The 19,554-nt window shown below is 54.5% G+C and carries 22 protein-coding genes; 16 read left to right on the top strand and 6 right to left on the bottom strand.

Annotated features, from left to right (window positions below):
• Nucleotides 1-157: 157 nt before the first annotated feature.
• Nucleotides 158-631: a DinB family protein gene (locus JD108_RS08360; RefSeq protein WP_198829375.1), complete on the bottom strand. Its 474-nt coding sequence runs from the start codon at nt 629-631 to the stop codon at nt 158-160.
• Between the two features lie 166 nt (nt 632-797).
• On the opposite strand from JD108_RS08360, the gene JD108_RS08365 reads away from it, so the two are divergent.
• Nucleotides 798-1,346, top strand: coding sequence for a PLP-dependent aminotransferase family protein (locus JD108_RS08365; RefSeq protein WP_198829376.1), 549 nt, complete (start codon nt 798-800; stop codon nt 1,344-1,346).
• Nucleotides 1,347-1,356: 10 nt separating this feature from the next.
• On the opposite strand, the gene JD108_RS08370 is transcribed toward JD108_RS08365, so the two are convergent.
• Nucleotides 1,357-1,845, bottom strand: a complete 489-nt coding sequence (locus JD108_RS08370; protein WP_228728419.1) for a hypothetical protein — start codon at nt 1,843-1,845, stop codon at nt 1,357-1,359.
• A gap of 69 nt (nt 1,846-1,914) precedes the next feature.
• Between JD108_RS08370 and JD108_RS08375 the strand changes: the two genes are divergently transcribed.
• Both JD108_RS08375 and JD108_RS08380 read left to right on the top strand, forming a co-directional pair.
• Entirely contained in the window at nt 1,915-2,559 is a 645-nt protein-coding gene (locus tag JD108_RS08375; protein WP_198829378.1) for an MBL fold metallo-hydrolase, read from the top strand.
• Nucleotides 2,556-3,872 carry a CapA family protein gene (locus JD108_RS08380; RefSeq protein WP_198829379.1) on the top strand — a complete coding sequence of 439 codons (1,317 nt, stop codon included), beginning with the start codon at nt 2,556-2,558 and terminating at the stop codon, nt 3,870-3,872. Before JD108_RS08375 ends, JD108_RS08380 begins: the two co-directional genes overlap by 4 nt.
• A 19-nt stretch (nt 3,873-3,891) precedes the next feature.
• Here JD108_RS08380 and JD108_RS08385 read toward each other — a convergent pair whose 3' ends face one another.
• Nucleotides 3,892-4,962 carry a coiled-coil domain-containing protein gene (locus JD108_RS08385; protein WP_198829380.1) on the bottom strand — a complete coding sequence of 357 codons (1,071 nt, stop codon included), beginning with the start codon at nt 4,960-4,962 and terminating at the stop codon, nt 3,892-3,894.
• A gap of 124 nt (nt 4,963-5,086) precedes the next feature.
• Here JD108_RS08385 and JD108_RS08390 point away from each other — a divergent pair, with 124 nt between their 5' ends.
• On the top strand, nt 5,087-6,226 hold the full coding sequence (locus JD108_RS08390) for a class I SAM-dependent methyltransferase (RefSeq protein WP_198829381.1): 1,140 nt from the start codon (nt 5,087-5,089) through the stop codon (nt 6,224-6,226).
• A gap of 46 nt (nt 6,227-6,272) precedes the next feature.
• On the opposite strand, the gene JD108_RS08395 is transcribed toward JD108_RS08390, so the two are convergent.
• Nucleotides 6,273-6,542 (bottom strand): DUF2626 domain-containing protein, encoded by a 270-nt coding sequence (locus tag JD108_RS08395; protein WP_198829382.1) that lies wholly within the window; start codon nt 6,540-6,542, stop codon nt 6,273-6,275.
• A gap of 152 nt (nt 6,543-6,694) precedes the next feature.
• On the bottom strand, nt 6,695-7,426 hold the full coding sequence (locus JD108_RS08400; protein ID WP_198829383.1) for a helix-turn-helix transcriptional regulator: 732 nt from the start codon (nt 7,424-7,426) through the stop codon (nt 6,695-6,697).
• Nucleotides 7,427-7,684: 258 nt separating this feature from the next.
• Here JD108_RS08400 and JD108_RS08405 point away from each other — a divergent pair, with 258 nt between their 5' ends.
• The 3 genes from JD108_RS08405 to JD108_RS08415 all read left to right on the top strand — a co-directional run bounded on the left by JD108_RS08405 (nt 7,685) and on the right by JD108_RS08415 (nt 9,802).
• A complete protein-coding gene (locus tag JD108_RS08405) occupies nt 7,685-8,062 on the top strand; it encodes a Spx/MgsR family RNA polymerase-binding regulatory protein (protein ID WP_198829384.1) in 378 nt (125 codons plus the stop codon).
• A 103-nt stretch (nt 8,063-8,165) separates the two neighbouring features.
• On the top strand, nt 8,166-8,921 hold the full coding sequence (locus tag JD108_RS08410) for an enoyl-CoA hydratase/isomerase family protein (protein ID WP_198829385.1): 756 nt from the start codon (nt 8,166-8,168) through the stop codon (nt 8,919-8,921).
• Nucleotides 8,922-9,151: 230 nt separating this feature from the next.
• Nucleotides 9,152-9,802 carry an RsfA family transcriptional regulator gene (locus JD108_RS08415; protein WP_198829386.1) on the top strand — a complete coding sequence of 217 codons (651 nt, stop codon included), beginning with the start codon at nt 9,152-9,154 and terminating at the stop codon, nt 9,800-9,802.
• A gap of 37 nt (nt 9,803-9,839) precedes the next feature.
• On the opposite strand, the gene JD108_RS08420 is transcribed toward JD108_RS08415, so the two are convergent.
• The gene (locus JD108_RS08420; RefSeq protein ID WP_198829387.1) at nt 9,840-10,307 is read right to left on the bottom strand and encodes an N-acetyltransferase; all 468 of its coding nucleotides are present in this window, start codon (nt 10,305-10,307) and stop codon (nt 9,840-9,842) included.
• Nucleotides 10,308-10,574: 267 nt separating this feature from the next.
• Between JD108_RS08420 and JD108_RS08425 the strand changes: the two genes are divergently transcribed.
• The 9 genes from JD108_RS08425 to JD108_RS08465 all read left to right on the top strand — a co-directional run bounded on the left by JD108_RS08425 (nt 10,575) and on the right by JD108_RS08465 (nt 19,545).
• A complete protein-coding gene (locus tag JD108_RS08425) occupies nt 10,575-11,918 on the top strand; it encodes an acetyl-CoA carboxylase biotin carboxylase subunit (RefSeq protein ID WP_198829388.1) in 1,344 nt (447 codons plus the stop codon).
• A gap of 14 nt (nt 11,919-11,932) precedes the next feature.
• Nucleotides 11,933-12,145 carry an acetyl-CoA carboxylase biotin carboxyl carrier protein subunit gene (locus tag JD108_RS08430; RefSeq protein ID WP_198829389.1) on the top strand — a complete coding sequence of 71 codons (213 nt, stop codon included), beginning with the start codon at nt 11,933-11,935 and terminating at the stop codon, nt 12,143-12,145.
• Nucleotides 12,146-12,194: 49 nt separating this feature from the next.
• On the top strand, nt 12,195-13,088 hold the full coding sequence (locus JD108_RS08435) for a hydroxymethylglutaryl-CoA lyase (RefSeq protein WP_198829390.1): 894 nt from the start codon (nt 12,195-12,197) through the stop codon (nt 13,086-13,088).
• Between the two features lie 56 nt (nt 13,089-13,144).
• Nucleotides 13,145-13,918 (top strand): enoyl-CoA hydratase-related protein, encoded by a 774-nt coding sequence (locus tag JD108_RS08440; RefSeq protein ID WP_198829391.1) that lies wholly within the window; start codon nt 13,145-13,147, stop codon nt 13,916-13,918.
• Between the two features lie 20 nt (nt 13,919-13,938).
• The gene (locus tag JD108_RS08445; RefSeq protein ID WP_198829392.1) at nt 13,939-15,477 is read left to right on the top strand and encodes an acyl-CoA carboxylase subunit beta; all 1,539 of its coding nucleotides are present in this window, start codon (nt 13,939-13,941) and stop codon (nt 15,475-15,477) included.
• A gap of 455 nt (nt 15,478-15,932) precedes the next feature.
• A complete protein-coding gene (ltrA, locus tag JD108_RS08450) occupies nt 15,933-17,345 on the top strand; it encodes a group II intron reverse transcriptase/maturase (RefSeq protein WP_198826346.1) in 1,413 nt (470 codons plus the stop codon).
• Nucleotides 17,346-17,582: 237 nt separating this feature from the next.
• Complete coding sequence (locus JD108_RS08455) at nt 17,583-18,536, top strand: ketopantoate reductase family protein (protein WP_198829393.1); 954 nt, start codon at nt 17,583-17,585, stop codon at nt 18,534-18,536.
• Nucleotides 18,520-18,939, top strand: coding sequence for a DUF3397 domain-containing protein (locus tag JD108_RS08460; RefSeq protein WP_228728354.1), 420 nt, complete (start codon nt 18,520-18,522; stop codon nt 18,937-18,939). Before JD108_RS08455 ends, JD108_RS08460 begins: the two co-directional genes overlap by 17 nt.
• A gap of 48 nt (nt 18,940-18,987) precedes the next feature.
• Nucleotides 18,988-19,545: a helix-turn-helix domain-containing protein gene (locus tag JD108_RS08465; protein WP_198829394.1), complete on the top strand. Its 558-nt coding sequence runs from the start codon at nt 18,988-18,990 to the stop codon at nt 19,543-19,545.
• Nucleotides 19,546-19,554 lie beyond the last annotated feature (9 nt).

Below are 19,554 nucleotides of genomic sequence, written 5' to 3' on the forward strand. Positions count from 1 at the left end.
CAAACTCTGTTACGGAGGTTGAAGAGCCAAAGAGACTGATCGGTATCACCCCATAGCAAAGGGCTCGACGCGGCCGCTCCCCTGATGGGAGCGGTTTTTCCATTTCAGGAAAGAAAAAACAGCCCGGCATGGTCTCCGGACTGTTCGCTGATGTTCCTTACGCTTGGCGGTTCACCGCTTTTTTCAATTGACTCATAATGCCGCTGTGCATGCCTTCATGGTAGAGCGTAAACAGAAGCATTTCTCCAAATGTATCGATCTGCGCTTTGCCCCTCAGGCTAAACGGAGTGGGCAGCTTCTCTTGCAGGCGGTCTGCAAAATCATTCTTGATGCGGGCTGTCTGCTCCTGCAGCTGTTGGCTCAGCGTCTCCAGGCTGGGGACCTCTCCCTGCCAATCGGCCGGCTTGGTTCCAGGGGAAAAAAGGGCCCCGTAGGAGGAAGGGACTTTGATCCCGGTCGGACCATAGAGGAGGGCATCCTGGCTGAGCAGAATATGGCCCAGATTCCAACGCAAGTTGTTGGAAAAACCTTCCGGCACGATATCCGCCTGCGCCTCTGAAATCTCCTGCATGCCGCTAAGCGTGAGTCCGCGAATCAATTCATACTGTTGCCAAACAAAACCGTAATCCATAGTCGTACACCCCTCCAAAAAATAACGTCCTATTCGTCATGTTACCGCAGAAAATGGAAGAAGAAAACATTCAAATGTGCTGCGCGGCCCTCTATTGTCCTCTCCCATCCCGGTAAGATAAGATAAAATATGGACAACTATTCACCAGAAAAAAGGGAGAACGGCGATGATGACGAGATATGTGCGAGTGGCGATCTGGTTGCTGGCAGCTGTATGGCTGCTGCAGGCATGCAGTTCGCCGTCCGGAGAAAATGGCCTGGCGGCGGCTTTTGATCCGGAAGACCCCAAAGAGTACGGCATCCGGGGAATCTACCTGGGTCAAAATATCAAAGAGGCGATGGAGCAGCTCCAGCCGACAAAGGCCGATTTCATGGATGCAGTCACCCGGGAAAGCTATACGGCCGATCAGCTCGCTGCCGGAGCCGGAACGATGGTCATGGGCCTGCTCCTGGTCGACGAGACACAGCTGATGGTGACCGTCAAGCAGGGAGTGCTCCATTCCATCGTGGTCGGCGGCATCCCGCGTGAAAAGGCGGCGGCGTTTGCCACTAACCGCGGTCTGGCCGCATACGACGGCCCGGAAAAAATTCAGCAGCTGTACGGACAAGCAGCGGGACAAAGTCAGGAAATCACCCTGCAGGGCAGCAAATATAAGTTGTTGCTCCGGCTGCATGACAACCAGCTGATCGGATACCGATTTGACACGGTAGAATAGAGCGCGCCGCTTATTCAGCAAAAAAATGAAGCTGCACGCCGTAGGCCTTGGCGATTCCCAGCATCAGCTGGTCCTGCTCGGAATCAATCAGGTACCAGGTGTCAGAGGCGGCAGCGGCCGGAATGCGTCCGAGAATCGACTCTTTCATCTGTTCCAGCGCCGCCCAGCGGTCCCGCTCCGCCCCTATGGCTGGATCCAGCGTAAAAGCTGCCACCCGGTCTGCATATACATAAAGATGGCCGTCTTGGCTTTCAAAACCGACCGCGTCCAGGTCGGCCATCTCGGCGTTTGCAGGAAGGAGCCACAACGGGAATTCTTCGCCCAGCATCGAGGCTTTCTCCAGAATTTCGATCAGCTTGTCCCGCTCTTGCTCGTTTTCGACGATCAAGAGCTGCTCATCACGGTCATATACATTGACATGATCTCCAATTTTATGTATGACTTGAGCATAGAAACCGGGAAGCTTTCCCGGCGCCTGCTGCATCTCGATCCCAAACATCCGCTTCAATGGATACACCTCATTTTGTCGTTTTGATTCATCGTAACACAAGAGAGAAGGAGGTTTCACATGAAAGATAATCTGCTAGTGGAGAGTATGGCTTTAGGGCCGTTTCAGACCAATGCCTATATCCTGACCCACAGCGAAACGGGAGAATCCATCGTCATCGATCCAGGGATGGAACCGGAACCGCTGCTGCGAAAATTGGCCGGCAAAAAGGTAGCGGCCATCTTGCTCACCCACGCTCATCTGGACCATATCGGCGGCCTGAACCAAGTAAGGGAGCTGACCCATGCTCCCGTATACATTCACCCACTGGAGCAGGAATGGCTGACCGATCCCGATCTCAATGGATCCAGCCGTTGGAACCTGCCTGAACCGATCATCTGTCAGCGGGCGGAACACGAGCTGGCCGACGGGCAGACGCTGGAGCTGGCTGGATTCTCCATCCGCGTGCTGCATACGCCCGGCCATTCTCCAGGCAGCTGTTCGTTTGTCATTGGACGCCATTGCTTTGGCGGAGATGTGCTGTTTGCGCAAAGCATCGGCCGAACGGATCTGCCCGGCGGTGATTTTGAGACACTGATGATCAGCATCCAGGACAAATTGTTTGAGCTGGATGATGAGACGATCGTCTATCCGGGACACGGCCCGAAGACGACGATTGACACCGAAAAAACGTTTAACCCGTTTGTAACCGGTATGCTTCGATGAGAAGCAAGTACACCTCTTTTACACTGAGTATCGCGCTGGCGTGGGGAGTCTGGGGCTGCGCTCCGTCAACAGGAACGCCCCATCCGCCCGCCGCAGTGGCGCCATCCGTGCCGACATCCGCTGCAACTCCCGCCGCATCTCCTGTCACGTCTGATACCGAAGCGGGACGCGAGCCGCCGCCGGCAGAAGGGGGGCCGCTCCCGTCAGCGGAAAGAGCGGGAGGGCATGAGCCGCCGCCCTCCCGGTTTCCGGAACAGCGCATTACCTTGATGGCGGTCGGAGACATCATGGTTCATGACGAGCAGCTGGAGGCTGCCCGTTTGCCGGACGGGTCGAACTACGACTTCGCTCCTTTTTTCAACCAGGTCGCTCCGATCTTTCAGGAAGCGGACTGGCTGATCGGCAATCTGGAGACGACGCTGGCCGGAGCGGAGCTGAAGTACACCGGATACCCGATGTTCAACTCCCCGGATTCGCTGGCGGATACCTTGAAACAGCTGGGCTTTACCGCACTGACGACAGCCAACAACCACTCCCTAGACCGCAGGGAAGCGGGGGTGCTGCGCACGATTGAAGCGCTGGATCGCGCAGGCATTCAGCACACCGGGACGTTTCGCGATGAGGCGAGCCGCAACCAGCCCCTGCTGCTGACGAAAGATGGCTTTACGCTGGCGCTGATCGCCTACACCTACGGGACGAATGGCATTCCCATCCCAAAAGGAAAGCCGTATCTGGTCAATCTGATCGACCCCGCTCTGATCAAGGCGGATATTGCCAGAGCGAGAGAGGCGGGAGTTGATCTGGTGGCGGTCGCCCTCCATTTCGGCAATGAATACCAGAGGCAGCCGAGCGCTGCGCAGCGGGAGATCGCCGGTCTCTGCATCCAGTACGGGGCCGATCTGGTTTTGGGAGCACATCCGCACGTCGTACAGCCGTATGAGTGGAAAACCGTTACCTTGGAAAGCGGGATGAGCCACAACGGTCTGATCGCCTATTCGCTGGGCAATTTCATCTCCGCGCAGCGGCGCGATTACAAAGATGTCGGCGTCATTTTGAAGCTGACCCTGCACAAGGGAGAGAATGGGGAAGCAAGTTTCGAAGAAGCAGAGTGGATTCCTACGTATGTTCATTATTATCGGAAAAATGGCAAACGTCAGTATGTCATCTATCCCGTTTCTCTCACCTTGGCCGCCGTCCAGCAAGGCCAAAAGGACCCGGCACTGACCAAAGAAGTCCTGAACACGCTTCACCGCTTGGAAAAGGAAATGAAACTTCATCTGGACTCGCTCCAGAAGCAGGAAAAGGCCAGCTAGCTTGCTGGCCTTTTTTTCCTTACTTTTGTCCAAATCCAAAGGGAAAGTTAATTTTTAGCTGCAGCTTCAACTCTTCGTTTGCCATGCTGATTCCCTGTACCTGGATGTTCGGCGAGATCAGCTCCGGATAGAAGCCAAAGTCATAGGCCTGATCCATTTCCTCGATCGTGGAGGAAGGCAGGGCGAAGCCGTCGAAATACAATTCATGGATGCGAAATTTCAACTCTTTCGGCGAAACCAGCTCATACGATCCCACCAGCTTGATCTGCATGTGATCATAGGTGCCCTCGACGATCAATTGATCATTTTCGAAGCGAAACTCCGAGTTTTGGAACAATTTGTCCTTGGTCATCAGAAACTGATTGAATTCATCCTGCTTGATCGTCAGCGTATGAAGGAACAGGCCGTCTGATTGAATTCTCTCCGGCGTAGCCAGTTCTGGAACCTGGAACATGACCGTAGAGAGTTGGCTAAAAAAGGTCTGGAAAGCCGGCAGGCCGCGCTCGCGCCAATCCACGATGAGGTGGTCCATCAGCGACTGAACGCTGGTCGCATCGCCCACTTTTTGCAAATTTTGCTCTTTTTCAGCCTGGATGGCCAGCATTTCCGCCAGCTGCTTCTCATAACTCTTTTTCAAGTCCTGCAGGGCCGTCAGCCGGTTCAGCTTGTCTGCCTGGAGCGACTCCATCTTGACGCGCTCTTCCTGGAATTTCTCCAGTCGCTGCATGTCCCGCTCGTACAGGAGCTGCAAAAAATCGAACATGAGCAGGAAATCGTTGAAATTTTCGGTATTAAACAGCAGGGTCAGCAGCGTGGCGCGCTCTCCGGTATAATAGGCTCGGGCTACTTCACCGGCATGCCGTCTCATCGCTTCCATGACGAGCTTTTGACGTTGCATGTCCAGATCGAGACGGGCGATCTCGCCGCTCAGTCTGCTCTCCTCTTGCTTGATCAGCCCCAGCGTCCGCTCCAGCTCTTTTTGGGTAAAATGCTGCTGCAGGATCAATTGCTCCAAGGGAGGAAGCGGCTCGGCGAATGCCGTCAGGGGAACGAGGGCAAGCAGTAGTAATGCGAGTACGATTTTACGCATTTCTTCACCTTTTGTATCCCAGCGTGATTGGAGCAAAAAGCCAAAGACGCTCTCACCACATTGTATGTTCTCTTATCGTATTATAGCCTTAATTAACTGAATTTGGATAGCAGGAGAAGAGAAGATGACCATCATATCCAGAATTTACAAGGAAATCGAGAATCATCCCGAGCGGGCGATCCCGTTTGTTCGCTTCATGGAGCTGGCCTTGTATGACCCCGAGGGGGGCTATTATCCGTCGGAGCGGCCCAAAATCGGCAAGGAAGGGGACTTCTTTACGAGTGCTTCGGTCCATCCTGTATTTGCAGAGACCCTGGCGGATGTCGCGGTGGAGATGTGGACGGCGGGAAGCTGGTCCCACCCGGTCCTGATCGAAATTGGCGGCGGAACCGGATCGCTTTCCCAAGGCATCCTCCAGCGGGTAAAAGAGGCGGCGCCGTCGCTGTTTGCCGCCGTCTCTGTCATCATCATCGAGGCAAGCCCTTACCATCGCCAATTGCAAAAGGAAGCGCTCGCCAAATGGGAGATTCCCGTGAAAAGCTATGAAAGCCTGGAGGCTGCGGCTAAGGCGGAGCGCGTCCAGGGGGTCATCATCTCCAACGAATGGCTGGACGCTTTCCCGGTCCATCGCGCGGAAAAAACGGCGGATGGCTGGCGGGAGATCTGGGTGGAAAAAAGTGCAGAGGGCCTGACGGAGTGCTGGAGAGAGCCTTCAGCGGAGCTGGCCCGCTATCTGAAAGCGATCGATCAAGGGCTTCCCCGGGGCATGCGGGTGGAGGCCAACCTGGAAATCGAAAAGACCTATGCCCAGCTAACTTCGCTGCTTGCCGACGGCTACATGATCACCATCGATTACGGCGATTTGGCGGAAGATCTGTACCATCCCAGCCGCAAACGAGGGACGCTGATGTGCTACTACCGCCATCAGGCAGATGACAATCCCTATATCCGCGTGGGGGAGCAGGATATGACCGCGCACGTGAATTTTTCCGAACTGATCCGGGCGGGAGAGGAGACAGGCTTTGCGAAGCTGGCCTACCTGCGGCAGGACCGCTTCCTGATGAACAGCGGATTGTTAGAAAAAGCAGTCGCCCACAATGACAGAGACCCGTTTACGAGCGAGGCGATGAAGCGGAATCGGGCGATTCAACAGCTGATCTACTCGGGAGGACTGGGCGGATTGTTTCGCGTGCTGGTCCAGGCGAAGGGAGATGTGCCGCGGGACGGGTTCCGTTTTCAGCGCGGCAGCTGGAAAGATCGATAAGCGTTTGTAACAAAAAAAAGATGCTCACATGTGAGCATCTTTTTTCTTACAGAAGTGTTTGCAGCACCAGAGAGTGCTCTTGTGGTCCTACAGGCATTACGAAGAATGTGTAGTATGTAAAACCCACAAACGATACGAACATAAATCCGAAGAAAATGTTCAGATATGCCCGCTCGGTCAGATTCATGTAGCTCAGCGCTACGAAGAATGCGGTCAGGCCGAAGAACAACAGAGCCATCGGGTACAATTGGGCCCAGAACGCCATCAGCGCGATAACAATGGTCCAGAAGCCAAGTACGCGATACATACGATCCATCTGCAATCCCTCCTTTGCAACAGGTCGGCAATATTTACAAGATTCCTCCCCCATTATATCGGACACAGGGGGGCGTGTAAACGGAAAGGTATGACGGTTTTTTGACTATACATGTGACGAAACAAAAGAGGAAGCGGAAAAGGCTTCCTCGATTATGTTTCCTGAGGCTGCGGACGATTGGCGACGGGCAGCCGGACAACCGTGTAATTGCACGAACGGCAGCCATTCAGCATCGAGTCATCTTCCCGTAACTCAATGTTCCCGAAGAATGTCTCAAATATTCCGGTCAACAGGGCGTTGTGCATCTTGCATACCGAATTGGGAAAGCGCTTGGCCGTTTCCGAAAAAGTGCAGTTGTACACACGGAAGCGCAATTCATCTTCCGTAATCGCTTCGATTTCCGGCTTCAGTCCTTGGGCGATCACGAGGCGGTTGATGTGGTCCAGCTTCTCTTCCAGCGAGGCGGTGGCCTCGTCAAAAGGGAACTCCTTCATGGCGCGCTTCGCCATCTCTGTACCCATCCGGTGCCCCATGTTAATCAGGGCGGATTCGCCGGCTTCGCCCAGGGAGAGCAGACTTTCTATGGCAATATCTGCGAGCAGACGATAGTCACGGGGAGGAAACTGCAGACTGACGACTTGATCAGACAGCGAGTACAGCCTGCTGGGCCGTCCGCCCTTCCCGCTCTTGTCAGAGGAGGAACTAAGAAGACGAACATCTTCCAGCTTCGTCAGATGGAGGCGGGCAACGTTGGGATGGATCGAAAAATGTTCGGCTACCTCTTGAACGGTGACGGGTTCAAGGCTGTTGGACACGTATTGGTAGATCAAAAAACGGGTGGAATCCGCTAAAGCGCTGGTCAGTTTCTGTGCGTCGCATTCCATAACGTTCCCCCCTTTCCTTACACAAATTATGATCAGTGTATCCGATTTTTCGTCGAATGTTAAGGCAAGAGTGTGCAGGAGTGTGCCATTGGGCGCTTTACCGCTGTCGATTGCCGCCAGATCATATCGTATTTTTTAGATTTAATACTATTGACATAGTGTTAATACCGCATTTATAATCCAAAGTAGAAAAGGATTTTTTATTAGCTTACTTTTCGATAGCTAATTCAGAGATAGAGTGAGATGGAGGGTGAAACAATGGCGGTAGCAGAGCGTACCCGTACCCAAAAACTGACGTTTTTTACGTATCCGAGCTGTACCTCCTGTCGCAAGGCCAAAGCATGGCTGGCAGAAAACGGGGTGCATTACGAAGAGCGGCATTTGTTTAAAAATCCGCCGACTTCCGAAGAGCTGCTGGAGATCATTAAAATGACGACGAACGGACTGGATGAAATCCTGTCGACTCGCAGCCAGCGCTTCAAAAACCTGGATGTCGATATCGAAGAAATGTCGGTCAGCGAACTGCTGGAATTGCTCAGCGAAGAGCCGCAGCTCCTGAAGCGGCCGATCCTGACAGACGGCGAAAATCTGATTGTCGGCTTTAACCAGTCGGCCATGAAAAACTTGCTCGGCTGACAATATCATGAACCACAACAGAGGAGGGGGCCAACCCTTCTCTTTTTTCTTTGCCAGCGGCCGTATACAATGAAACCAAAAGAAAAGGCGGAGGATGGACACGATGGAGACTATTCGCGTTGAAAAAAACGAGGGCGTGACAACGATTACGTTTGCCCGCCCGAAAGTACATAATGCGATCAGCCTGGAGATGGCGGATGAGTTGCTGCAGGCGATTGGGGAGTGCGCAGCCGATCCCGCATGCAAGGCGATCATCTTTACCGGAGAGGGCGACAGCTTCGTCTCGGGTGGGGATCTCGCGCAGTTTATCGCTGCGCGCGGACGAGAGCAGGCGCTGCCCATACTGGGCAAGATAGCCAGCCTGCTCAATGCCGTCGCCAACTGCCCCAAGCCGACCATCGCGATGATCAACGGGCATACGATTGGAGGCGGCAGCGAATTTGCGATCTCCTGCCATTTTCGCTATGCCAGCGAGACAGCGAAATTGGGCTTCGTCCAGATTGGGCTTCATATTACCTCAGGCTGGGGAGGCGGTTCGCGCCTGTTGGACAAGCTGCCGGAATCCGAGGCGCTCGCTCTGCTCTTGACCGGGAAAAAGCTGAGTGCCGGGGAAGCCCTGCGGGTGGGGCTTGTCGATCGCGTCTTTCCGCCGGATCGCCTGCGGGAGGAGACGGAGGCTTTTGCCAAAGCGATCGCGGCCCAGCCGCTTAGCGGCATCGAGGCGTACATGCGGATGCTGAGCTGGAAGCGCGCCGGCATTCCGCTCGCCGAACGTATCGAGCGGGAAGTCAGCCAGTGCTCCGACTTGTGGGGGAACGAGGAGCAAGTACGGCTGGTAGAAAAATTTTTACAAAAATGAGAAGATCGCTGCCTGTTTGATCTCCCTTCTGTTTAAAGAATTATACGCTTGGACATACTTTTTCTAGGTCGATAGGAATCATAAACTGGGCCCTATCGTGCAGGAATCGGACTTTTCGCCAGCAATAGGGCGGAGTCAAGTTTTCTGATAGAAAACGATTCTAGAAGAGTAGGGAAAAGCATAGGATGGAGTACATCATCCTTTTAAAGGTTACGGGAGGGACTTCATACATGGTAGCTTCCAGACAGGACGCATGGACTGAAGATGACGATCTGGTGTTGGCGGAAGTCACCCTACGCCATATTCGCGAGGGCGGCACCCAACTGGCTGCTTTTGAAGAGGTTGGTCAACGCCTGGGGCGTACTGCTGCCGCTTGCGGTTTTCGCTGGAACAGTTGTGTGCGCAAGAGGTACGACGCCGCGATCGCGATCGCCAAAAACCAGCGGCAACAGTTAAAAAAGATGGGACGGCTTTCCTCTGTACAGACGGGAAGCAGCGAAGAAACACATCTTCTCAGGAGATCACAACCGCCCGTTTCCGTTTCGGCTTCCGATTCTGCCGGAAACCCATTCCATACGCCGGAAGAAGAGCATATCGAATCCGTCATCCGCATTCTGACGAACCAAAAAGAGTGGATTCGCCGGATGCGACAGCTTGAACAAGAGTTGGAAGGAAAGAATCGGGAGTTAAAAGAATTGAAAGAAGCGCATGACAAGCTGCAAAAAGAACTGGAACAGACGCGGGGCGTAAACGAGGATTACAAAGCGCTGGTTCAGATCATGGAGCGTGCGCGAAAACTGGCGTTCTTGCAGGAAGAAGAGCCTGCCAGAGCTATCTTCAAGATGGATGAAAATGGAAATCTGGAGAGGGTGGAAAAATAGAAAAAGAAGCGGGTGCGCGTGCCCGCTTCTTTTTTGCTTAGTCTTGGAGACCGACGCCTTCCGGCAGCCACACGTAAGGGTTTTCTCCGCGGTCCCGCATCGGGTTGTACTTCACCGGCGTAAAGCCCATTTTCAGCCAGAACTGGTCGGCGCGGCAGCGGGAATTGGTCTTGATCGGGGCGCCAAAGCTCTTGGCGTGGTTCACCAGAGCGGTGCCGTAGTCTTTGCCGCGGTAGTCCGGGAGCACTTCGAGCTTCCACAGCTCGTAGTAATCCTGGGCCGGTTCGAAATAACGGTCGTACTTCCCGTCGATTTTGTAGAGACTCATCCGGGCGATCAGGAAGTCATTGTCATAAATGCCGTAAAAGGGAGATTCGGAGTCGTTTTCCACGATGTTCGCCTCCAGGTCCTCCTTCATGGAAAGCTCCTCCAGGCCAAATTCGCGAAATCTCTGAAACTCCTCCAGAGTTTTGTAGTTGATGTTTAAACGTTTTACCTCATACATGAGTTGCCACTCCTCTCACGCTCTATGCCTTTCCATTAACCTATCACCCATTATACACGAAAAGGTTACATGCAAGCGCTTTTTCTTCAGGAAACCTGTCCGGGGGGAAAATGTTTTGCATCTGATGGAATATTTTTTAATTTCATCCTAGAACTATGTCATTTCTCATGGCAAAATAGAGAGTAGGAAAATCATTTTGGCGATCGCCCGGACAAGTTGCAAGCGTTTTCAAAGTGCGGTCGATTGGCCAGGGAGAGGAGCGTTGCCATGCGTAAAGTATTGATTGCCAATCGCGGCGAAATTGCCCGGCGGATTATACGCACCTGCCGCGAGCAGGGAGTGAGCACGGTAGCCGTATACTCCGATGCAGACAAGGACCTGCCCTTTGTCCGCGAAGCCGACGAGGCGGTACATATCGGTCCTCCGCCGGTGCCGCACAGTTACCTGAATGTTGACGCGATTATGAAGGCGGCCAAAGAGACACACGCAGATGCGATCCACCCGGGATATGGACTCTTGTCGGAAAATGCCGCGTTCGCTCGCCGCTGCCTCGAGGAAGGGCTGCTTTTCATCGGTCCCACCCCTGAGGTGATTGCCCAGATGGGGGATAAATTGACGGCACGCCAGGTCATGAAGGCCGCAGGGGTGCCGATTGTGCCCGGCTGCGACGAGCCTGCTCAAAGCGCCGACGAGGCAGCGGCAATGGCCGCCCAGATCGGCTATCCGGTCATGCTGAAGGCCAGTGCGGGCGGAGGCGGGATCGGGATGCAGGTCTGCCATCATGAAGAGGAGCTGCGTCAGGCCTACCAATCGGCCAAGGGACGAGCGAAAGCATACTTCGGCAATGACGCCATGTACGTCGAGCGCTACGTCGATCAGCCCCGCCACATCGAGGTGCAGATCGCCGGAGACATGCACGGAGGCGTTATGCATATTCTGGAGAGAGAGTGCTCGATTCAGAGAAGACACCAAAAAGTCCTGGAGGAAAGCCCTTCGCCCTTCCTCGATCAGGATACCAGGGAGCGCCTCTGTGCGGCGGCCGTACAGGCAGCCCGGGCCGTAGGCTACACCGGCGTGGGGACCGTCGAGTTCATCGTCGACGGCAACAAGCAGTTTTACTTTTTGGAAATGAACACGCGGCTGCAGGTAGAGCATCCCGTCACCGAAGAGATGACCGGACTTGACCTGGTCGCAATGCAGCTGGACATCACCAGAGGCAAAAAGCTGGAGCTGGCGCAGGAGCAGATCAAGGCGATCCGGCATGCGATCGAACTGCGCGTCTACGCCGAGGATCCGGTGACGTTCATGCCATCACCCGGCACCATCACCCTGTATCAAGCCCCTGAGCTGGAGGGTGTGCGAATCGATGACGGCGTGGAGACCGGGACGCAGGTAACCCCGTTCTACGACCCGATGATCGCCAAGGTGATCGCATCTGGGGCGACCCGGGACGAGGCGATCGAGCTGGCGAAGCGGGCCATGCGGGAATTTATCATTACAGGCATCAAAACCAACATCCCCTTCCTCCTGGAGGTCTTGGAGGATGAGCGCTTCCAGAAGGGAGACTACACCACTCGATTCATCCAGGAACGGAAACAAAAATCAGTCTAAGGAGTGCGATCCAGATGAAAAATGTTACAGCTTCCATGGCAGGTACAGTTATTAACATCCTCGTGCAGAAAGGCGATCAAGTACAGGCGGGGCAAGATGTCTGCGTGCTGGAATCGATGAAAATGGAAGTGCCGGTCCAGGCGGAAGGAGCCGGTGTCGTAGCGGAGATCAAGGTAAACAGCGGTGATTTTGTCAATGACGGAGATGTTATCATCGTCCTGGAATAATCGCATGCTGCCACAAAACTGAGCGCCCGCTAGGCGAGGGGGAGAGATCATGCAGGTACAGGTCGTTGAAGTCGGACCGCGCGATGGATTGCAAAATGAAAAAGAGATGATCCCCACGGAGGGCAAGATCCGGCTGATCGAACGGTTGGTAGAGGCGGGCCTTCAGCGCGTGGAGGCCAGCTCTTTTGTCAATCCCCGCTGGATCCCTCAGCTCGCGGATGCGGCAGAAGTATGCCGCGCCCTGCCGCAGCTCCCCGGCGTGAGGTACAGCGCGCTGGTGCCCAATCTCAAAGGACTGGAGCGGGCCAGAGAGTGCGGGCTGACGGAAGTGGCGGTCTTCATGTCCGCCTCGGAGACGCATAATTTGAAAAACATCAACAAAACGATTGCGGAGACGTTCCCCGTGCTGCGCGAGACAACCAGGGAAGCGCTGGCGTTGGGCATGCGCGTCCGGGGCTATGTGTCGACGGTATTTGGCTGTCCCTATGAAGGGGAGGTCTCCTTGGACAGCAGCCGCCGCGTGACCGAAGAGCTGGTCGCGATGGGCGTCTACGAAGTGTCGATCGGAGATACGATCGGGGTCGCGACACCCAGACAGGTACACGAGGTATTTGCGGCGCTTGTGAAAGATGTTACGACTGAGCGCTTGGCCGGTCACTTTCACGATACGCGCGGCACCGGCCTCGCCAACGTCGCGGCGGCCCTGGAGGAAGGAATTCGCACCTTTGACAGCTCCATCGGCGGACTGGGCGGCTGTCCCTATGCGCCCGGAGCGGCAGGCAACATCTCGACGGAGGATCTGGTCTACCTGCTCCACGGGATGGGCTACCAGACGGGAATCGATCTGGTCAAATTGACCGAGGCGGGTGCCTACATGCAGGAACTGCTGGGGCGCCCCCTGCCCTCCAAGGTTCTGCAGGCCGCTCTCGCCCAAAAAGGCTGACGCGGCTGTGCCGGGGAGAGTATGCCGGATGTGACGGAAGATACGGGAGGGAGAACATGACGGTCTTGTTTCAAAGAGACGGGTCTGTCGGCGTGCTGACAATTCATCGCCCGGACGTCTATAACTGCTTGAACCTGGATACCTTGGTGTCCATGCGAAAAATCATTGCGGAAGTGACTGCCGATCGCGAGGTGAGGGTGCTGGTGATCACTGGCGCCGGAGAAAAGGCGTTTTGCTCCGGGGCCGACCTCAGGGAGCGGCGCTCGATGTCGGATCAGGAGGTGCAGCACTACATCCGCACGATCCGGGACACCTTTACGGAAGTGGAGAAGCTGCCGAGGCCGGTGATCGCCGCGATCAACGGTCTTGCGCTCGGCGGCGGCACAGAGCTCGCCCTCTCCTGCGATCTGCGGGTGATGAGCGAGACGGCGCAGATGGGATTGACCGAGACCTCTCTCGGGATCATCCCCGGAGCGGGCGGGACGCAGCGGCTCCCCCGGCTGATCGGCAAAGGCCTGGCCAAGGAGCTGATCTTTACGGCCCGGCGGGTAGCGGCGGACGAAGCGTTGGCAATCGGGCTGGTCAACCGGGTCGCAGCCCCGGAGCGGCTTATGCAAAGCGTGCTGACGCTGGCGGAGGAGATAGCCGCCAATGCGCCGATCGCCCTGGCGCAGGCCAAATTTGCCATCGATCACGGCCTCGAAGCGGATTTGGCAACGGGTCTTGCCATCGAAAGCAATGCGTACCAAGTGCTGATTCCGACACGTGACCGGCTGGAGGGGCTGGCGGCGTTCAAAGAGAAGCGAAAACCCGTCTATCGCGGGGAATAAGAGGAGGGAGAGTGACACCCATGAGCAAACATGCAGAAGAGATGCTGAAAGAACGGATCGCCCAGGTGGAAAGAGGGGGCGACGAAAAATATCACGCCAAGCTGCGAGAGCAGAACAAGCTGTTTGTCCGGGATCGACTGAAACTGCTGTTTGACGACGAATTTCACCTGGAGGACGGTCTGTTTGCCAACTTCATGGCAGGCGACCTGCCGGCGGACGGTGTCGTGACGGCGATCGGGAAGGTAAACGGGCAGACCGTCTGCGTGATGGCCAATGATTCTACTGTCAAAGCAGGCTCCTGGGGAGCTCGAACTGTAGAGAAAATCATTCGCATTCAGGAAACGGCGGAAAAAATGCGGGTGCCGCTCTTGTACCTCGTCGATTCTGCCGGCGCGAGAATCACCGATCAGCTGGAGATGTTCCCGGGACGGCGCGGGGCGGGGCGGATTTTCTACAATCAGGTAAAGCTGTCGGGAAAAATTCCGCAAATCTGCATTCTGTTCGGCCCGTCCGCTGCCGGCGGCGCGTATATCCCGGCTTTTTGCGACATCGTGATCATGGTGGATAAAAACGCCAGCATGTATCTCGGCTCGCCGCGGATGGCGGAGATGGTCATCGGGGAAAAGGTGACGCTGGAGGAGCTCGGCGGCGCGCGCATGCACTGCTCGGTCAGCGGCTGCGGAGACGTGCTGGCCGCCAATGAAGAGGAGGCGATTGCCGAAGCACGCCGTTACCTCGGGTACTTTCCGGCCAACTACACAGCCAAACCGCCGGTCGCGGCTCCGAAAGCGCCCAAGCCGGACGCAAAAAGGATCGGAGAAATCGTACCGGAAAATCAGAATGCACCGTTCAACATGTACGAGCTGATCGACGCCCTGGTGGACGAGGGATCGTTCTTTGAAGTGAAGAAGCTGTTTGCCCAGGAGCTGATCACGGGGCTGGCGCGGATGGACGGCAAACCGGTGGGCATCGTGGCCAATCAGCCGCGGGTCAAAGGCGGCGTTCTCTTTGTCGATTCCGCCGACAAGGCAGCCCGCTTTATCACACTATGCGACGCTTATCAGATTCCGCTGCTGTTCCTGGCGGACGTGCCGGGCTTTATGATCGGCACGGCTGTCGAGCGGGCCGGCATCATCCGCCACGGAGCCAAAATGATCTCGGCGATGGCGGAAGCGACCGTGCCCAAGATTTCGGTGATCGTCCGCAAAGCCTACGGGGCCGGACTCTATGCGATGGCCAGCTCCGCTTTCGAGCCGGATGCCTGCCTCGCCTTGCCCGGTGCGCAAATCGCGGTCATGGGCCCCGAGGCCGCTGTCAATGCGGTCTACAGCAACAAAATCCAGGCGATTGAAGACCCCGCGGAGCGGCAGGCATTTATCCAGCAGAAGCGGCAGGAGTATCAGGAAGACATCGATATCTACCTGCTCGCCTCCAATCTCATCGTCGATGCGATCATCCCGCCGGATGAGCTGCGCCGCGAGCTGATCGGCCGCTTCGCCGTCTACGCGGAGAAACAACAGCATTTTTCCGACCGCAAACATCCGGTATATCCGGTGTAAGCGCCGGTATCTTTCCTTTCAGGCTGCCCCACACGGGCAGCCTCCTTCCTTGTGCGCCACGCATGGCGACTAACTAGGCGGTGAAAGTCCGCTGTGGGGGCTGGTAGTGGCCAACCACTAGCCAAGAGCAAGGGTGTCCACCGTGAGGTGGAATCTGAAGGAAGCTGGAGGCAAAATCCCGGCCCGAGGAACACGAACATCATCAGGCATATGGAATGGGACAAGCTTGCGAGACAAAGCAAAGTCCAATACACTACACGGACATTCCGGTGTAAATGATGCGGGTATATGGGAGGAAAGTGAGTCGTCTTACCGTGGGAGGTCTCATGGACGTGAGAAGATGACATTCGAATCACGGTTGAAACAAGATTTATCATGAGAAGTCAGCAGACGCCATAGTACCTCGAGCAGTCGACGGCTTGAGGGAAGGGCTGAACCTTAGGAGGTGGTCGTCAATGAATGTTACCGAAACAGGAGATAAGGGCAGCCAACTTCCAACGGAAGGCTCACCGCAAAAGAATAGTGCGGAACACGAAGGATATGCGGGAGTGCACGTTCCTGAGAGGATAGCTGAAACCGACGACACCAACGCAAACGAGTCGAAGGAAAGGTTACTTGAGAAAATCATAAGCAGAGACAATTTGAACGAAGCGTTCAAAAGAGTCAAAGCGAATAAAGGTTCACACGGAATCGACGGGATGGGCGTAGATGAACTTCTACAATATCTCAAAGAAAACGGTGAAACCATCAAGGAACAAATCCTGGCGGGCAGATATCGCCCAAATCCCGTTCGAAGGGTAGAAATCCCAAAAGAGAACGGAAAGAAAAGAAACCTGGGCATCCCAACGGTGGTTGATCGAGTAATCCAGCAGGCAATTGCACAAATGCTCACGCCGATCTATGAGCAACAGTTCTCGGACAACAGCTTCGGGTTCCGACCCAAACGAAGTGCCCACCAAGCCATAAGGCGCAGCCAGCAATATATTCAGGAAGGCTACCGCTATGTTGTGGATATGGATCTAGAGAAATACTTTGACACCGTCAACCAAAGCAAGCTCATTGAAGTACTCTCAAGAACGATTAAGGACGGACGAGTCATTTCACTAATTCATAAATATCTTCGGGCAGGAGTTGTCGTGAAGCACAAGTTTGAGGAAACAGAAGTCGGCGTACCGCAGGGCGGGAATCTGAGTCCAATTCTCAGTAATATCATGCTGAATGAGTTGGACAAGGAGCTGGAGAAGAGAGGACACAAGTTTGTGCGATACGCAGATGATTTACTCATCTTCTGCAAGAGCAGACGAAGTGCCGAACGGACACTAACCAACATTCTCCCCTACATTGAAAAGAAGCTGTTCCTAAAAGTAAATCGGGAGAAAACCGTGGTGGACCTAGCCATTCGAGTGAAGTTTCTGGGATTCTCATTCTACAACCAACGAGGGCAAGTGAAAGTCCGCATCCATCCCAAATCCATCGCCAAAATGAAAACAAGAGTGAAGGAACTAACCGCAAGAAGCAATGGCATGGGAAATGAAGAGAGAGCCGAAAGGCTCAGACGCTATATCATGGGATGGGTCAACTACTTCAAGATTGCGGATATGAAGAACCTGCTCCAAACAACGGATGAATGGATGAGAAGAAGGATTCGAATGATCTACTGGAAACAATGGAAACGAATAAGGACAAAATTCGAAAAGCTGATCTCGTTTGGAATCCCAAAGTTCAAGGCATGGGAATACGCAAATACAAGAAAGAGCTACTGGAGAATCTCCAATAGCCCCATCCTCGCGAAAGCCCTCGATAACAACACCATTAAAGGCCTCGGATTTCTTTTCTTCTCAGATTATTATCGACAAGTGACTGCGTGAACTAAGGAACCGCCGTATACCGAACGGTACGTACGGTGGTGTGGGAGGTCGGCTACTCAACTAATGGGTAGCCCCCTACCCGATTTCTGTCCACGACTGGAAAATAAAACCCGGTAAAAATTTTTCGATAATTTCGATCTTTTTACTTAGGAAGAATTGATCATTCCGGCTAACTTTGGTATTCTTGAAATAAGTATTTATTAATGTAGGTGAACAAATGAGCGGCAGGCGATTTCCATGGATCTGGTTGTAATTGGTGGCGGTTCCGTAGGTATGCTGTACGCGGCACGTCTTTTGCTGAGCGGCCAGTCAGTTCGGCTCATTACCCGCACGCGGGAGCAAGCAGGCCAAATTCGGCAGGACGGCATCACGCTGCGTCAACTGGACGGAACCGAACGACATGCCCCGATCCCCAGCCAGCCGCTGGAAGACGGATTGCCCGCAGCGGATCTGTATTTGCTCGCCGTCAAGCAGACCGATTTGGATTCGATTTTGTCTGCGCTAAGTGATATTCCTCCTGCCGCGAGAGTGTTGGCTCTGCAAAACGGCATGGGTCATTTTGAAAAAATCACCGGCATCCTGGCCCCGTCTCAGTGCCTTTTTGCCAGCAATACGGAGGGCGCGCGCCGCATCTCTCCTGTGTTCGTAGCGCATACCGGGACCGGACTTTTGCGTCTGGGTCCATGGGAGGAGGCAAAGGAGCGCGATCCGATCGGCTCCGCATTTGTCGAGTTGGCCAATCGGAGCGGATTTCAGGCCGTCTATGAAAATGGCATGAAGCCATTTGCCTGGCGCAAACTGCTCGCAAACGCATCGATAAATCCATTAACAGCATTGTTCGACATACCAAACGGCATGTTGCTGGAATCGCCGCACACGATGCATCTCATGAGAGAGCTGTTTCAGGAAGCAGCCGCCGTAGCCCAGCGCTATGGTGAAAAAATAGAGGAACAAGACTGGCAGGATATTGTAAAAATTTGCCGAAATACTTCCCGGAATATTTCCTCCATGTTGCAAGACATCCGGCGGCGGAATGAGACTGAAGTGAAGGCTATTAACGGTTATCTCGTACAGAAGGGAAGGGAGGCCGGACTGCCCACCCCTATGCATGAGACAGTGCTGCGCGCCGTGCTGCTGAAATCAGACATGGTCAAGGGGAAGGGAGAGGCCGCTATTGACCTTTTTCAGTAAACTTTGGTCGTTTATCTCGGGGACCTGGACATATTTTTGGGCGATCATGACCGCCTTTCCTTTTCTCGCATTTCCTCTCGCTTACTTCTTGCTCTACCTCTGGAAGCGGGACCGGCGCTTGGCTGGCCGCTGGGCCATCAATATCACGAATTTTTTGTTGATTCGTGCGGTGGCTGTCGCCTACAGCGTCATCTGGCCGGATGCCGTCTCCGCCTGGTGGTGGATTACCGGATTTTTTCTTGCCGCCATTTCCCTGATCGGCTGGATTCAGGTGAGATGGAAGGGCAAGCTCTCCCTCTTGAAAGCCAGCTTTTCTGTCTGGCGATTGTCCTTTCTCTTATTTGGACTGGTTTACGTGGTGCTGTATACGACAGGTATCGTCAAGACGATGGGCAATGTATAGTACCTGCGATGCCGATACATATCCTATGAAAGAAAGAAGGTAGGTTTTATGAAGCTTCCCATCGAATCGATTGGACATAAGATTCGAATGATTCGGAAAGAGCGCGGCTTTACCCTGGAGATTATGGCCAATAAAACAGGGCTTAGCAAAGGTTTGCTCAGTCAGGTAGAGCGCGGCATTTCACAGCCTTCACTGGATTCCTTGTGGAAAATTACCAAGGCGCTGGAGGCTTCAATCATCCATTTCTTCGAGGATATCGACCAGAAGCAGGTACACGTAACGAAAAAGGCCAAGCGCAGACAAGTCGTTTTTCCAGAATCTTCGGGAACGTACGCCCTCTTGTCGGCAGGGGGGAGCGCGAAGCTGGGCATGCTGGAAGTCAGGCTCTTGCCGGGACAGCAGGTGCTGGATAAATTCGTGCAAGGCGAGGGAGAGGAATGCTTTGTCGTCACGGCGGGCAGGGTGACCGCCCGGTTCCCGGACGAAGAGCATGTCGTGGAGGCAGGGGACAGCATCGCTTTTGACAGTACTAAAGTGCACAGCATCGAAAACACAGGCGACGAAGAGGCGGTCTTGATCTGGTCCGTGACCACACCGCAGTTTTAAAATCGCAAG

This window comes from Brevibacillus composti (assembly GCF_016406105.1).
GTDB classification, from domain to species: domain Bacteria; phylum Bacillota; class Bacilli; order Brevibacillales; family Brevibacillaceae; genus Brevibacillus; species Brevibacillus composti.

What these genes read in the sequence shown, in the direction of transcription:
- JD108_RS08360 (WP_198829375.1), bottom strand. Translation starts at nt 631, where the DNA reads ATGGATTACGGTTTTGTTTGGCAACAGTATGAATTGATTCGCGGACTC.
- JD108_RS08365 (WP_198829376.1), top strand. Translation starts at nt 798, where the DNA reads ATGATGACGAGATATGTGCGAGTGGCGATCTGGTTGCTGGCAGCTGTA.
- JD108_RS08370 (WP_228728419.1), bottom strand. Translation starts at nt 1,845, where the DNA reads ATGTTTGGGATCGAGATGCAGCAGGCGCCGGGAAAGCTTCCCGGTTTC.
- JD108_RS08375 (WP_198829378.1), top strand. Translation starts at nt 1,915, where the DNA reads ATGAAAGATAATCTGCTAGTGGAGAGTATGGCTTTAGGGCCGTTTCAG.
- JD108_RS08380 (WP_198829379.1), top strand. Translation starts at nt 2,556, where the DNA reads ATGAGAAGCAAGTACACCTCTTTTACACTGAGTATCGCGCTGGCGTGG.
- JD108_RS08385 (WP_198829380.1), bottom strand. Translation starts at nt 4,962, where the DNA reads ATGCGTAAAATCGTACTCGCATTACTACTGCTTGCCCTCGTTCCCCTG.
- JD108_RS08390 (WP_198829381.1), top strand. Translation starts at nt 5,087, where the DNA reads ATGACCATCATATCCAGAATTTACAAGGAAATCGAGAATCATCCCGAG.
- JD108_RS08395 (WP_198829382.1), bottom strand. Translation starts at nt 6,542, where the DNA reads ATGGATCGTATGTATCGCGTACTTGGCTTCTGGACCATTGTTATCGCG.
- JD108_RS08400 (WP_198829383.1), bottom strand. Translation starts at nt 7,426, where the DNA reads ATGGAATGCGACGCACAGAAACTGACCAGCGCTTTAGCGGATTCCACC.
- JD108_RS08405 (WP_198829384.1), top strand. Translation starts at nt 7,685, where the DNA reads ATGGCGGTAGCAGAGCGTACCCGTACCCAAAAACTGACGTTTTTTACG.
- JD108_RS08410 (WP_198829385.1), top strand. Translation starts at nt 8,166, where the DNA reads ATGGAGACTATTCGCGTTGAAAAAAACGAGGGCGTGACAACGATTACG.
- JD108_RS08415 (WP_198829386.1), top strand. Translation starts at nt 9,152, where the DNA reads ATGGTAGCTTCCAGACAGGACGCATGGACTGAAGATGACGATCTGGTG.
- JD108_RS08420 (WP_198829387.1), bottom strand. Translation starts at nt 10,307, where the DNA reads ATGTATGAGGTAAAACGTTTAAACATCAACTACAAAACTCTGGAGGAG.
- JD108_RS08425 (WP_198829388.1), top strand. Translation starts at nt 10,575, where the DNA reads ATGCGTAAAGTATTGATTGCCAATCGCGGCGAAATTGCCCGGCGGATT.
- JD108_RS08430 (WP_198829389.1), top strand. Translation starts at nt 11,933, where the DNA reads ATGAAAAATGTTACAGCTTCCATGGCAGGTACAGTTATTAACATCCTC.
- JD108_RS08435 (WP_198829390.1), top strand. Translation starts at nt 12,195, where the DNA reads ATGCAGGTACAGGTCGTTGAAGTCGGACCGCGCGATGGATTGCAAAAT.
- JD108_RS08440 (WP_198829391.1), top strand. Translation starts at nt 13,145, where the DNA reads ATGACGGTCTTGTTTCAAAGAGACGGGTCTGTCGGCGTGCTGACAATT.
- JD108_RS08445 (WP_198829392.1), top strand. Translation starts at nt 13,939, where the DNA reads ATGAGCAAACATGCAGAAGAGATGCTGAAAGAACGGATCGCCCAGGTG.
- ltrA (WP_198826346.1), top strand. Translation starts at nt 15,933, where the DNA reads ATGAATGTTACCGAAACAGGAGATAAGGGCAGCCAACTTCCAACGGAA.
- JD108_RS08455 (WP_198829393.1), top strand. Translation starts at nt 17,583, where the DNA reads ATGGATCTGGTTGTAATTGGTGGCGGTTCCGTAGGTATGCTGTACGCG.
- JD108_RS08465 (WP_198829394.1), top strand. Translation starts at nt 18,988, where the DNA reads ATGAAGCTTCCCATCGAATCGATTGGACATAAGATTCGAATGATTCGG.